The sequence below is a fragment of the Streptomyces shenzhenensis genome (assembly GCF_021462265.1).
Taxonomy (GTDB): Bacteria; Actinomycetota; Actinomycetes; order Streptomycetales; family Streptomycetaceae; genus Streptomyces; species Streptomyces shenzhenensis.
Genome location: NZ_JAJONF010000092.1, coordinates 1 through 13,022, shown reverse-complemented (window position 1 = coordinate 13,022; position 13,022 = coordinate 1). Strand labels below are relative to the sequence as shown.

The 13,022-nt window shown below is 67.4% G+C and carries 10 protein-coding genes and 1 pseudogene; 6 read left to right on the top strand and 5 right to left on the bottom strand.

What is annotated here, in order from left to right; genetic code table 11:
- The first annotated feature begins 206 nt into the window (after nucleotides 1-206).
- The gene (locus tag LQ326_RS45945; RefSeq protein WP_234545170.1) at nucleotides 207-950 is read left to right on the top strand and encodes an alpha/beta hydrolase family protein; all 744 of its coding nucleotides are present in this window, start codon (nucleotides 207-209) and stop codon (nucleotides 948-950) included.
- Nucleotides 951-1,011: 61 nt separating this feature from the next.
- Complete coding sequence (locus LQ326_RS45940) at nucleotides 1,012-2,145, top strand: IS630 family transposase (protein ID WP_234545169.1); 1,134 nt, start codon at nucleotides 1,012-1,014, stop codon at nucleotides 2,143-2,145.
- A gap of 134 nt (nucleotides 2,146-2,279) precedes the next feature.
- On the opposite strand, the gene LQ326_RS45935 is transcribed toward LQ326_RS45940, so the two are convergent.
- Entirely contained in the window at nucleotides 2,280-2,927 is a 648-nt protein-coding gene (locus LQ326_RS45935) for an SMI1/KNR4 family protein (protein WP_234545168.1), read from the bottom strand.
- A 317-nt stretch (nucleotides 2,928-3,244) separates the two neighbouring features.
- Here LQ326_RS45935 and LQ326_RS45930 point away from each other — a divergent pair, with 317 nt between their 5' ends.
- Nucleotides 3,245-4,708 carry a NucA/NucB deoxyribonuclease domain-containing protein gene (locus LQ326_RS45930; RefSeq protein ID WP_234545167.1) on the top strand — a complete coding sequence of 488 codons (1,464 nt, stop codon included), beginning with the start codon at nucleotides 3,245-3,247 and terminating at the stop codon, nucleotides 4,706-4,708.
- Nucleotides 4,709-4,732: 24 nt separating this feature from the next.
- Here LQ326_RS45930 and LQ326_RS48160 read toward each other — a convergent pair.
- Together LQ326_RS48160 and LQ326_RS45920 are read right to left on the bottom strand one after the other, a co-directional pair.
- Nucleotides 4,733-4,843, bottom strand: a pseudogene (locus LQ326_RS48160) (DUF397 domain-containing protein); the annotation flags it as partial.
- A 209-nt stretch (nucleotides 4,844-5,052) separates the two neighbouring features.
- Nucleotides 5,053-6,759: an IS1182 family transposase gene (locus tag LQ326_RS45920; RefSeq protein ID WP_234545166.1), complete on the bottom strand. Its 1,707-nt coding sequence runs from the start codon at nucleotides 6,757-6,759 to the stop codon at nucleotides 5,053-5,055.
- 118 nt (nucleotides 6,760-6,877) lie between these two features.
- On the opposite strand from LQ326_RS45920, the gene LQ326_RS45915 reads away from it, so the two are divergent.
- Together LQ326_RS45915 and LQ326_RS45910 are read left to right on the top strand one after the other, a co-directional pair.
- Nucleotides 6,878-7,183 (top strand): hypothetical protein, encoded by a 306-nt coding sequence (locus LQ326_RS45915; protein WP_234545165.1) that lies wholly within the window; start codon nucleotides 6,878-6,880, stop codon nucleotides 7,181-7,183.
- Nucleotides 7,184-7,883: 700 nt separating this feature from the next.
- Nucleotides 7,884-8,948: an IS110 family RNA-guided transposase gene (locus tag LQ326_RS45910; RefSeq protein ID WP_234545164.1), complete on the top strand. Its 1,065-nt coding sequence runs from the start codon at nucleotides 7,884-7,886 to the stop codon at nucleotides 8,946-8,948.
- 21 nt (nucleotides 8,949-8,969) lie between these two features.
- On the opposite strand, the gene LQ326_RS45905 is transcribed toward LQ326_RS45910, so the two are convergent.
- Nucleotides 8,970-10,364: an FAD-dependent monooxygenase gene (locus tag LQ326_RS45905; protein ID WP_234545163.1), complete on the bottom strand. Its 1,395-nt coding sequence runs from the start codon at nucleotides 10,362-10,364 to the stop codon at nucleotides 8,970-8,972.
- Between the two features lie 362 nt (nucleotides 10,365-10,726).
- On the opposite strand from LQ326_RS45905, the gene LQ326_RS45900 reads away from it, so the two are divergent.
- Nucleotides 10,727-11,554, top strand: coding sequence for an alpha/beta fold hydrolase (locus tag LQ326_RS45900; RefSeq protein ID WP_234545162.1), 828 nt, complete (start codon nucleotides 10,727-10,729; stop codon nucleotides 11,552-11,554).
- A gap of 286 nt (nucleotides 11,555-11,840) precedes the next feature.
- Here LQ326_RS45900 and LQ326_RS49040 read toward each other — a convergent pair whose 3' ends face one another.
- A complete protein-coding gene (locus tag LQ326_RS49040) occupies nucleotides 11,841-12,197 on the bottom strand; it encodes a VOC family protein (protein ID WP_372497139.1) in 357 nt (118 codons plus the stop codon).
- Nucleotides 12,198-13,022: the final 825 nt, after the last annotated feature.

Sequence of the window (13,022 nt, the reverse complement as noted above, 5' to 3'; positions counted from 1 at the left end):
GTCCTACTAGTGCGGCATCAGGCAACGTTCGCCCTGCCGACGTTTACCCAGACGCGGGTGAAGCCCTTTGTGATACGTTCGCCGCCGCCGTGTATCACTGCGAACTGGGGAGGTGAGACCGATCAACGCTGTGACAGGTCGGGGCTCCCTCTCTCGCATGGTCTAGGGAGTGCCCGCAGAAGGCATCCCGAAAGGCTTGAAACGCTATGCGCTTCGCCTCGCAGACGTCGTCCGACGGCGTGTCCGAACAGCTCTTCACCCTCGGTGAGATTCCCGGCGTGTTGTGGACGCCGGAAGGCGCCGCCGGTACCCGTCCCCTGATCCTGATAGGACACGGCGGCGGCCAGCACAAGAAGGCACCCGACATCGTGGTCCGCGCGCGCCGCTTTGTGGCCGAGTGTGGGTTCGCGGTGGCGGCGGTCGACGTGCCCGGTCATGGCGACCGGCCGATGGATGAGAAGTACAACCGGATCGCGACCGAGAACCAGGCTCGCGTGGAGGCTGGAGAGGAGTTGGCTCCTCTGATCGCTGGTTTCCAGGCGCTCGTAGCTCGCCAGACTGTCCCGGAGTGGCGGGCGGTCCTGGACGCGGTCCAGGAAGTCGAGTACGTCGGTGCTGGTCCGGTGGGCTATTGGGGGGTGTCGTTGGGTTGCGGACTCGGCGTTCCGTTCGTTGCCGAGGAGCCCAGGGTCCTCGCTGCGGTGCTGGGCTTGGGAGGGGTGCTGGCATCCGCCGAGGTGGCCGCGCGGATCACCGTCCCGGTGGAGTTCCTGGTGCAGTGGGACGATGAGCGGGTGCCGCGGGCCCAGAGTTTGGCGCTGTTCGACTCCTTGGCCTCGGCTGAGAAGACACTGCACGCCAACCCCGGCAAGCACGGGGAGGTCCCGGCATTCGAGCTGGACAGCACGCTGCGGTTCTTTGCTCGACACCTCGGCTGTACGGCCACTTAAAGTCCACGGCGCGCCGGTCGGGATCCGTTCTCGATCGGCGCGCCGTTGCCAGGCTGTCCGGGTGGCAGAACGAGTACGCGTCCGCGAGATCGATGACGACGAGGGGCAGTGCCTGCTGCGGATCATCCGCAGAGGCACCGGGTCGGTGGTGACCTGGCGGCGGGCCCAGATGGTGCTGCTGTCAGCGCAGGGCATGCCCGTGACGAAGATCGCCGAGGTGACGTTCACCAGCGCGGACCGGGTCCGCGATGTGATCCACAACTTCAACGCCGACGGCTTCGAATCGCTCTACCCGAAGTACAAGGGCGACCGACCGAGGACGTTCACCCTGCCCGAGCGGCGCGAGATCAAGAAGATCGCCAAGTCGAAGCCGACCGAGCACGGCCTGCCGTTTTCAACCTGGAGTCTGGCCAAGCTGGCCGACTTCCTGGTCGCCGAGGGGGTGGTCGACGACATCAGCCACGAGGGCCTTCGGGTCCTGCTCCGCGGGGAGGGCGTCTCCTTTCAGCGCATAAAGACCTGGAAGCCCTCCCGCGACCCGGACTACGCCGCCAAGAAAGCCCGCGTCGAGCACCTGTACGCGATCGCCGATGGCGAGGTCATACGTGAGGACGGCGAGCCCGAAGTCGTCTTATGCGTGGACGAGTTCGGGCCGCTGAACCTCCAGCCGCACCCCGGGCGGCAGTGGGCCGAGCGCGGCGGACGGCCCAACGACCCCGACCGGGAGCCCGGGCCCCGCCGGCGCGCAACGTATACCCGCCCGCACGGGGTCCGGCATCTGTTCGCCGCCTACGACCTGGCGCGGGACAAGCTCTACGGTCACGCCAAGCCGAAGAAGAACCGGACGAGGTTCCTGGAGTTCTGCCGCTACCTGCGCAGCCTCTACCCGTCGGAAATCCGGATCGCGATCGTGCTCGACAACTTCTCCCCGCACCTGACCACGAAGAAGGACACCCGGGTCGGTGACTGGGCGGCAGCCAACAACGTCGAGTTCGCCTACACCCCGACCAACAGCTCCTGGCTGAACCGCATCGAGGCGCAGTTCACGGCACTGCGCTACTTCGCACTGGACGGCACGGACCACGTCAGCCACAAGGAGCAGGGCAGCATGATCCGCCGGTACATCATCTGGCGGAACAAGCACGCCGCCGACGAACGGCTCCGCGAGGTAGTCGACAGGGCGAACGTTGCCTGATGCGGCACTAGCTGGGAACCGAAGGCGGCTTTTCATGCTGTGGCCCGGCATTACGACAGGTGCGGTGCCGCCCGTCCGTAACGTCCGTGAGGTCCATGACGTCTGCGAGGTCTGTGAATGCCGTCGGACAACGCTCAGTCGCGCGGTAGCGTCCAGCGCCCCACCATCATGGCCACGGCTTCGTTCGCGTCGAGGGACTGGAGGCGGTCGGCCACGTCGGTCAGCATCTCCGTGATGCCCGGCCAGCGGGGCGCCCGGTCGTGTCCGGTACGGGTGAAGGGGACGACGCAGCCGTGGAGTTGCCCCGGCCGCAGGTCGGTGAACAAGCCGCCGCCTCCGCCGTCGACGGCCACGGGCAGCCACTCCGGCAGCCATACGGGGACTGCTTCCGTGGGGTACAACGTGCCCGCGGGATCGGCGCTGCGGGCGCGGGTGTGATTCTCCCAGGCTGCCGCGAGCGGCGGGGGCAGGATGTCCTGTGCCACCTGGAGGTGGATCGTCCGGCGTTCGTCGGCCTCGGCCGCGCCGCAGGGGTCGTAGAAGTCGGGGATCAAGTGGCCTGCCGGGGGCGGTGATTCGGGGGCTGGCGCACGGTCGAGGCCGTCCGTCCGGGCCCACCAGGACAGCAGGGCCGGGGGCAGTTCGGCGCCTGCGGAACGCTCCGCGACCCGGCGCAGCAACTCGCTTTCGGCGGGCGGGCGCAGGCGGGCGCGGTAGCCGGGGGCGTGGTCGGACAGCCAGCGGTCGATCCGGTCCCAGGCGTCAGCCGGTGCATGAGTCACGGTCACCGCCTCCTCTCACATCGCAGTTGTGATCGCCGGTCTCACAGGTGAGTCACAACATCTCCCCGCGCATATCGGGGATTTCAGCCAGTGTGTCCCTGTGCGTCGTCGCAGGTGCCTCTTGGGGTATCTGGTGAACCGTATGGTCACAGCGGACACGCACCTTGCCTCGTAATCGTGGGTACCCCTTCCGGCCCAGCCGAAATGATGGCCGTGTTCGGTCAAAACGGGGGCCGCTCCATGCGTCACATCTGTACGCGAGTGCACAGTCTTGCCCTGACGGGGTGGCCCCTCTCTCACCGAGGGGGAACATCCGCATGTCGTTGTCTCGCATCAGGAAGCGGTTGCGCTGGTTCGCAACCGGGCTGCTGATACCGCTGGCCATCGGTCTGTCCGGCCCTGCGGCACACGCGCAGGACGCCAGGACCGCAGCCACCGCCGGCACGAAACTGATCGGCGAACCCGTCCTCCTGCCGTACAAGCTCGGCAAGGTCCGTCCGGGCGAGAAGGCGGGCAGGCCCGCGCCCGCCGTGCAGCCCGACCGTACGTCCGCGCTGTCCGCGAAGACCGTCGCGAACGCGCTGCTTAACGCGGGCAAACAGGAACAGCACAGCTACGCCGACACCTCCAAGGTGCCCCTGACCAAGGACGCCACGGTGCCGAGCTCTGAGGCGGCCGCGGCGGCGGCACCGCCGATCGGCTGGGGTGACGAGCCGCCCCCCGACAGCGCGGCGTGCCTGGACCGGGACGGTTCCGAGACGGCCGCGGGGGAGACGTACAACCGTTGGCTGTGGTGCAAGAAGGGCCGGCTCGGCATCGACTACTACACCGTCAACAGTGACGGCACCCGTGAGTTCCATGGCACCGCCAGCGTCGCGTACGACGCGGTGACCGTGGGCAACGGTAAGGAGCGCGCGGTACGCACCTACTTCCAGGCGCAGTACGGCTCCGTCTCGTACGACGGGTGGAGCCCCCTCGACGGCTGGATCTGGGAGGTCGACGACCTGTCGATGTACGTCCTGTCCGACTGCACCCAGGACGCGACGTTCTGCTACGGCACCGGTAGCGGGATCGAGCACACCTGGGACGAGTGGGACTACCACGACGAGTGGCTGCACTGGGACATCTACTCCAACGAGACCGCCTCCACCGCCGCTGACAAGGTCCTGTACCACCAGTGGCACTTCCGCTTCGGCGGCAGCGGCGGCGACTACGTCTACAAAACCGGCACCACCGAGGACCACACCATCCGCTGCGACTCGGCCAACTACTTCACGTTCTTCCAGGACTATCCGAAGGCGTGCGTGAACTACGACGTCATCCCACATCTCCAGTACAGCGTCGGTGACAGCCGGGTCACCTCGGTCGCCCAGCACATCCGGTTCGCCCAGAACGATCCGACGCGTACCTATCCGATCGAGATCGAACCCAAGGACATCCCGGGCAAGTACACCGGCTCCCGCGACGAACGCGGGCTGCACCGGGTGCCCGCCGGGCCGATCACCAATACCAACAGGTACTACAAGGACGCGGCCTGCAACCGCACCACCCCGTACAACGACCAGACGGGCCTGCCCGCCTACGACACGGCGACGCGGGACTGCGACGAGTACCCGTTCCAGTCCACCGACGAGGGTGCGGGCAGTCCGGTGTGGGACTTCTCGGTACGGGCTGTGCCACGGACCGAGAACCAAGCCGCGGGTGGACTGCTGATCTGGTACTACTTCAGCGACCGCATCCTCTACAACACGGACGAGTTCTGGGTCGACATCACCGACTGACCGCGACGCCTCCACGGCGCCGACGAACTCCGTCCACGCGACAGACCCGATAAGAAGGACGTGCCCGTCCGGCACCTTGCTGTCCCGGACGGGCGCTACGCCGGGGACTCCGTCGGTTACTTCGAGGTGGTCCATGTACTCGCATCGCTACCCGACAGCGTGGTGGTCAGCGTCTCGAAGGCGCTGAGAGAGCACGCAAAGGGGGCAGCGGTGGCATGAGAGGCGTACGGCGTCATCTCCAGGGCTCTTCCCGTCCAGCATCGATTGGGTCGCACCTTCGAATGTAGGCACGGAAGCGCCCTGCTGTTAACCTTGACTCTGTCGGTGATCTTGGATGGTCAAGGTCAGGTGCCGAAGGTTCGCCAGGACTTTGGCCGGGGTAGTTCGCGCTGGTCGAGGTAGTTCTGGAAGGCGGTCGGTCGGCGGGGCGTGGGTGCTTCCTCGTTCGGTGTCAGTCCGCTGAGGCGCTCGATGTTGACGGCGATGGCGGTCAGGACGTGCTGGATGTGGGCTTTTCCCTGTCCTCGGTAGCGGCAGCGGCGCATGCCATGGCCGTGGGCGAACTCGTTGACGGTTCCCTCCACTCCGGAGCGGACCGCGTAGCGGGCCTTCCACTCGGGTGTCTGTTGTTCCGTGCGGACGCGGAGTTGAAGGTCGCGGAGCTCTCGCGGGGGAAATCCCACGGTGCGGGCGTTGTCGGCGGTGCTGGTGCACTGGGTGCGGGCCGGGCAGGGGCGGCACTGGCTCTTGGTGAACCGTGCCACGATCAGCGGGGCCACGGTGGGTGAGGAGGTCGGGTAGGGGCCGTGCCAGCCCTGGCTGACCTGGCCCTGGGGGCAGGTGACCTGCTGCTTGTCGTAGTCGATGTGGAAGTCGTCCCGGGCGAAGCCCTCGTTTTGGCGGTGTTGGCGGGTGGGGTTGCTCTTCAGCGGCCCGGAGACGGTGACCTGGTGTTCGCGGGTGGCTCGTTCCAGGTGGGGCAGGGAGGTGTAGCCGGTGTCGACCAGGTGCTCGGCGGGGAGCAGGCCGCGGCGGGCGAGGCGGGTGTGGATGCCGGGCAGGACCTGGCTGTCGTGGGTCGTCGCCGCGGTGGTGGCCACGTCCGTGATCACGTTGGGGCCGTCGGGAGCACAGGTCTCGGTCAGGTGAGCGGTGAACCCCTTCCAGCTGATGATGTGTCCGTGGCGTGCGTAGCGGGCCGACGTGTCGTAGGGGGAGACGATCGTCCGGGACGAGGGCGGCAGCCCGGGCCCGCCTTCCTTCTCGGCGGTGCGCCAGCACAGGCGGCCCGCGGCGTCACGGTGGTAGTTCTGCACCATGATCTGGCGCAGGGCCTGGATACGCGGGCCGGACGTGCGGTCTGCTCCGTGCCGGTGGAGGTGTTCCAGGAGCCGGACGGCGTCGTTTCCGGTGGCGAGGATCCTGGTCTTGGGCTTGGTGGGGTTCTTGCCCAGACGGACCGGACGGCCGTAGCCGCGGCCCCAGTCCTCATCGACCAGCCCGTCCAACAGGTGAGGAGAGACGCCGGCGACTTCTTCCAGTGCCGCGCGGACCGCCTCGGTGATCAGCTCCAGGCGGGTCAGATCCCGCACCGCGGCCAGGACATGGGTGGAGTCGGTGCGCTGCGTAGTGCGTTCCCGCACCAGGCCAGCCTCCTTGAGGCGGGCCAGCGCGAGGTCGAGGAGACGGTCAGCACGGTCGCCTTCAGCAAGACGGTCGCGGAAGTCGGCCAGCACACTGTGATGGAAGCCGGGATCGTCCAGCGCCAGGGCCATGGCGTATTTGAAATCGATGCGGCAGCGGACCGCCTCGGCAGCCTGCCGGTCCGACAGGCCGAGTACGAATTGCAGCACACAGACGGTGGCCAACTGGGCGGGCGAGAGGCCGGGGCGCCCGTCACGCGGGTACCAGTCCGCGAAGTCCTCGTCGCACCACAGGCCGTCCAGCCGGTCTCTCACCCACATCGCCGTCGTACCGTCCGGGTTGCTCGCCCGCGCGATCCGCGCGGTCAGAGGCGGGACTTGCTCACCGGAACGAGGACGGAGCGACAACGAGCACCTCGATGATCACAGGATCCTTCGGAACAGCCCCGAGCACGCCCGTTGATCACGCTGCCGCACTGGAAAACTCAAAGCTCCCCGACACAGTCAAGCTGAAAGGATGTCCGTCATGGCGAAGAAGAGGTACGAAGGCGCATTCGACATGGACTCCGCGAGCCCCGATCCGGAGCGGTTGCCAGCCAAGCTCATTGTCCGCTACACAGACGACACCTACAACGTGGAGTTCTTCGAGGGCGCGCCGCACGACTACGCCGAGCACCTCACGCTTGTCAACACCGTGGACAGCGCGCGCATCGAAGTCGTGGGCTCCCACCCCTCCGAGTGGTACGAGTACCGCGACGGCGTGCGAGTCGGCCAGGCGGTCCTGACGGCGCAAGAAGGGGCGAGGCCGGAGCGGGGAGGGGAGAACACCTAATCGACCTTACTGCCGCCAAGCTTGCCTCAGAGAACTGTCACGACAGTAACGGGGACGGGCGGCCTGGTAGAACGTCCGACGGCGATCCAGGCAGGGAAGAAGGAGTTACGCCGACGCCCTCGGGCCAGCTGCGGTCCGCGTCCGGAGGCGGGGCGAACTGCCCGTCAGCGAGCGGGCGGTCAGACCGGGCCGTCGAAGCGAACCCGTATATCGGCGCGGTTGGCGTACCTCCCGATTTGGTGCACGCGATTCCGGCATACCGAATGCCCCATGCCGTGCCCCTTGCTCAGGACTCGCCCGCCAGCGGGCGCGGCAGCTCATCCGGCAAGGGGCCCGGTATGCGTCGCCGCCAGCCCAAGGGCGTGGCGAGCAGGCTCGCGGGCGAGGGTAGGGACTGGGACCTCGCGCAGAGTCGTAGCCGCTCCTCTGGAGCCCGCTGGAACCGCCCAACTCGGCAGCTCCAAGATCCCCGACTGTGAGGATGGGGCGGCACCGCTCGAGGGTCTGACCCGATCCCCGATTGACGCTTCGGCTGTCCTCACTCTGAATCGTCGACCTTCCGGGCGGTGTCACCCGCGTGTACCGGTCGGCGATCGTGACCTCATAGAAGCGTGACCCACGTGGTCCCATCACAGTCGTGTCCGTCCGCTGGCCGGTGCGAGCGAGCCAACTCGCCCCGCACGGAAGGAACCCGGCCGCCATGTCACAGCCCATCGAGGTGATCGGCGGGATCGACACCCACACCGACGTTCACCAAGCCGCCGTCATCGACACCATCGGCCGGCACCTGGCCACCGAGGCCTTCCCCACAACACCTGCCGGCTACCGGGACCTGCTGGACTGGCTGCGCTCCCACGGCCGGGTGCTGGTCGTGGGCATGGAGGGCACCGGTTCCTTCGGCGCCGAACTCGGCCGCTACCTCCGAGCCAACCAGATCACCGTCATCGAGGTGGATCGACCCGACCGTCGGGCTCGCCGAGCGGCAGGTAAGTCGGACTCCATCGACGCCTACGCCGCCGCCACCGCGGTACTCGCCGGCCGCGCCACCGGCACGCCGAAGCACCGCGACGGCGCGGTCGAGGCAATCCGCGGACTGCGCGTCGTACGCGCCAGTGCCGTCAAGGCCCGCACGCAGACCATCAACCAGATCAAATCGCTGGTCATCACCGCGCCCGCTGAGGTCCGCGAAGCACTCCGCTCACTGACCACCACCGAGTTGGTCCGACGGCTGGCCGCCAGCCGCCCGGGCACCGATCTGGCCGCCCCGGCCACCGCCGTCAGACTGGCCCTCAAGCGCCTGGCCAAGCGCTACCGGCACTTGAGCGAGGAGATAGCAGACGCGGACCGCGACCTACGCGTCCTGATCGCCCGCACCGCACCCGGCCTGCTCGCGCTGCCGGGCGTCGGAACCGAGACCGCCGGACAGCTCCTGGTCACCGCCGGTGACAACCCAGACAGACTCGCATCCGAGGCCTCCTTCGCCCACCTGTGCGCCGCCGCACCCGTCCCGGCCTCCTCCGGGCGTACCGACCGCCACCGGCTCAACCGTGGCGGAGACCGCCAGGCCAACCGCGCGCTGCACACCATCGTGCTGGTCCGCATGCGCCACGACCCACGCACCCGCGACTACGTGGCACGACGCACCCTCCAAGGACTCAAGACGAAGGACATCTTCAGATGCCTCAAGCGCTTCGTCGCGCGCGAGGTCTACCACCACCTGACCAGCGCATTCAGCGGCACACCCGGCCCGTCTACTACAACTTGACGATCTATAGAAGCTTCAGAGTCAAGCTGAGGTGGCCCATGCGATGTAGGCGTCTGGTCTGACGAGAACACTCTTTTTGGTGGCGCCCTTCGGGGACACGATCTCGACCTCGCCGGCCCACTCTGTGGTGAGTGAGGGGAGGTGCTCGGTGTCAGGCGGGGTGACGAGGACGAACCGTCGGCGGCGGAGGGCTTCGTAGAGTCTGCGTCCGTCGGTGAGAGGGATGTCAGGTGCCCGTTTGCCGACGAGGGGGTGTGCGCCGGCCGGTGCGGCGTAGGAGATGTCGATTCCCGAGATTGCCATGGCCAGTCGTCGGGCCACTGATGGGGTTTGCAGCACTGTACGTGCTGAGAGGTCACGGAGGCCGCACAGTGCCCGTGGTGTGGTGAGGACGCCACGGAGCAGTGCGCCGCTCATCCGCAGGACCCGGTGTCCCACCGGGTGCCGTTCGTTCTGGTAGCTGTCGAGCAGGGCCTTGGGTGCGTGTCCGCGCTGGACGGCCGCGAGTTTCCAGCTCAGGTTAGCGGAGTCCTGGATGCTGGTGTTGAGGCCCATGCCGCCGGCGGGGGAGTGGACGTGGGCGGCGTCGCCGACGAGGAACACCCGGCCCACCCGGTAGCGGGGGGACTGGCGTTCGTCACTGTGGAATCGGGAGAGCCAGCGGGGGTCGTGCATGCCGAAGTCGCTGCCGAGCGCCAGGCGGGCGACGTCTTTGATTTCTTCCAGATCGACCGGTGCGCTGTCGGGCATGGGGTGGTGGCGATTCCAGGCCATGACCCTGAACCAGCCGTCGCCGAACGGGACGACGATGGCGAAGGCGTCTCCGATCGCTGCCACAGTGGGCGGCTTTTTCGGCGGGTCGGCCATGCGGACGTCTGCGAGCATCATGGAGCGAACGGCGGAGCGGCCGGGGAACGGCAGGCCGAGGGACTGGCGCACGCAGCTGTTGCGTCCGTCTGCGCCGACTACATAGTCCGCGCGCAGGCGGTGTTCAGTGCCGGCTGGTGTCTTCACGGTGACGTCGACACCGGTGGGGTCTTGCTGGACGCCGGTGACTTCGTGGGCCCGCATGATGTTCACGCCGTGGTCCAAGGCGCGGGCCAGGAGCAGCCGCTCGGTGTTGTATTGGGGCGTCACGAGGACGTGGGGGTAGCGGGTCGGCAGGTGCGAGAGATCGATCCGCAGGAACTGCAGGACCGGGTTGCGGAGGCCGGTCAGAAGCAGGTCGTCGGCCAGGCCGCGGGCGTCCAGTTGCTCCATCGTTCGGGCGTGAACGGCGAATGCGCGTGTCAACTGGGATTCCCCCTCCCGCCGTTCCACGACGGTGCAGGGCACTCCGGCCTCGGCCAAGTCGCCTGCGAGCAGCAACCCCGCTGGACCAGCACCGACGACCAGCACGTCAACGTCAGATCCCATGCTCTGTCCTCCGCCTGCGACTGAACGAGCGGTACGGCGGGTGAATACCAGGCTGCCGTTTGCTACCTGCGGTGCAGGTCCGGGCGGGTGGGTGAAGGCGTCCCGGGAGTTCACTCGGGTGGCGCAACCCGTGGCTCCTTTACTGTGCAGGCGCCCGCAGCATTTCGTATGGACCACCGTACGAGACGGGCCTCTTCCTTGCCTGTCAGGCATCGGCCGTCCCGCTCGTACCGGAGCGGTGATTCCCCGACGCGCTGAATTGGTGCCCTGCGCTTATGTTGACGAATGCGGTGCCGTTTCCGTCACATCCCCGCAGGGCGTGACGTGGGGGCCCGCGAGCGGACTTCGAGAGGAGCGCAACCATGCCCTTCGCCACCGCCGGGGACGGCACGCAGATCTTCTACAAGGACTGGGGCTCGGGCCAGCCCGTCGTGTTCTCCCACGGCTGGCCGCTCACCGCGGACGCCTGGGACTCCCAGATGAAGCTCATGGTGGACAGCGGATTCCGTGCCATCGCCCACGACCGGCGCGGTGGCGGCCGCTCCGGTCAGCCCTGGGAGGGCAACGACCTCGACACCTACGCCGACGACCTGGCCGCGGTCATCGAAGCCGAAGACCTGCACGACGTCATTCTGGTCGGGCACTCCACCGGCGGCGGCGAGGTCACCCGCTACATCGGCCGGCACGGTACGGCACGGGTGGCCAAGCTGGTCCTGCTCGGCGCCATCCCTCCGCTGATGCTGAAGACAGAAGCCAACCCCGAGGGCCTGCCGATGGAGGTGTTCGACGAGATCCGCCAGGGTGTGCTCGCGGACCGCTCGCAGTACTACAAGGACCTCAGCGCCCCGTTCTACGGCGCCAATCGTGAGGGCTCGACCGTCTCCCAGGGAACGCGTGACGAGTTCTGGCTCTGGAGCATGACGGTCGGCATCAAGGGCGCCTACGACTGCGTCAAGGCGTTCTCCGAGACGGACACCACCGAAGATCTGAAGAAGGTCGATGTGCCGACCCTGATCGTGCATGGCGACGACGACCAGATCGTGCCCATCGTCTCCGCGGGCGCCAAATCATCGAAGATCGTCAAGGGTGCGCAGTACAAGGTCTACGAGGGCGCACCGCATGGCCTTGCGATGGTGCCCAAGTACGCCGAGATCTTCAACAGGGACCTGCTCGAGTTCGCGCGCAGTTAGCGGCGGCCCGCACCCCGGGGAACGGGACATCCGGCAGCACCGCCGCCGCCCGAGGGCACCACTCGAAAGCGGCGCTGCGACTGGCCGCCCGGAGAGACGCCCGTCGCCTGACAGCCCGCGGGCCTTGGGCGCATGCGGGGTTTCGCCGGCCGGCCGTCGCAGCCCTGCGCTGTGCAGCTCTGGCGGATGGCGGCGTTCCAGCGGCGAGGGCGGTCGTGCGCCGTCTCCGCTTCGGGCGTCCGGTCCTGTGCCCCGTGGATGGACGGAGCGCGATCGGTTCGCTGTGTCAGCCAATCGGGCTTGCGCCCTGCTGGAAGACGTTGATGAGATTTCCGTCGTTGTCACGGATCGCGGTCGAGATGCTGCCGTCGCCGAGGTCCATCTGCTCCCAGACGGTCGTCACGCCCAGATCACGGAAGGTGCGGGTCGCGCCGGCGAGGTCCTCGACGCGGAAGACCAGGGCCTTGGTGCCGATCGGGCGGATGTGCGCGGGGGCTCTGCCGTCAGTTCGGGGATCCGCACCCCGTCCGCGGGCTGGAGGAGCTCGAGCCGGAACCCGGGGCCCTCCAGGAAGGCGACGTCCGCCCCGATGGCGTCGAAGCGGGACTTCGCCAGCAGGGTGAGGCCGAACACCCGATTCCACTACTGGATCGATGCGTCGCGGTCACTGACGGAAATCGTCACGTTGTGAAAGCTGTAGGCGAAGGGCGGCTGGGCAGCGGTGGTCATGGTGATCACTTTTCGTTGAGCGTGTGCAGTCGTTTGCAGTAGGGCACGCGAGGTCCTCGCCGGTCCCGCCCGGCTTCTCTCTGGCGTAATAGTGGAAACGGTCTGTGCCCGTCTGTCGCCGCCCCGATGTCACTTGCAGGAGCGAATCCACGGGCCGCGCCTCAAAGGTGGGTCTTATGGACCATTCGGTCAAGAATATATGTCCTCTTCAGGTGCATTGTGGGGTGGGTGGTGGGTGTGCTGGTTGGTGGCTTGCTGTCGGCGTGGGCAAGGGGGGCGATTGCGGTAGTGGGCGGATGTGGGCGGCTGGGGTTCTCGCCCTCGGGGCTGGTGGGTGATGGGCCGGTGTCGTCGGCTGCCGGGGCGTCGTGTGGCCCGTGTGGGGGCGCTGTCGGTGGTGCGGTTGCGCGGTCGGAGAGCCTGCTTGTTGTCTCGCGCTGAAACGTCCAGGATCTCTCTCGCCTGAATGTCACTCGGAAAGCTCTGTTGAGCTGGTGCGTTGGGTTCGTGACGTGACATTGCGTGATAGGCGATCGTGGCAAGTCATGCAAAAGTGCAGAACATTCTGACGCGAGTCGCGTGGGAGATTTGATCTTGGTTCGCGAGCCTGGAGTGCCTGGAGCGGCTTGTGAACTCGAAGCGCGGTGCATCACCCTCGCTCGGTGCGTGCGGACCGGAACGGGGCGAGGGCGGCTCCAAGGGGGAGTGAAGCTTCCCCTTGTGACTGGAGGTCACGTCT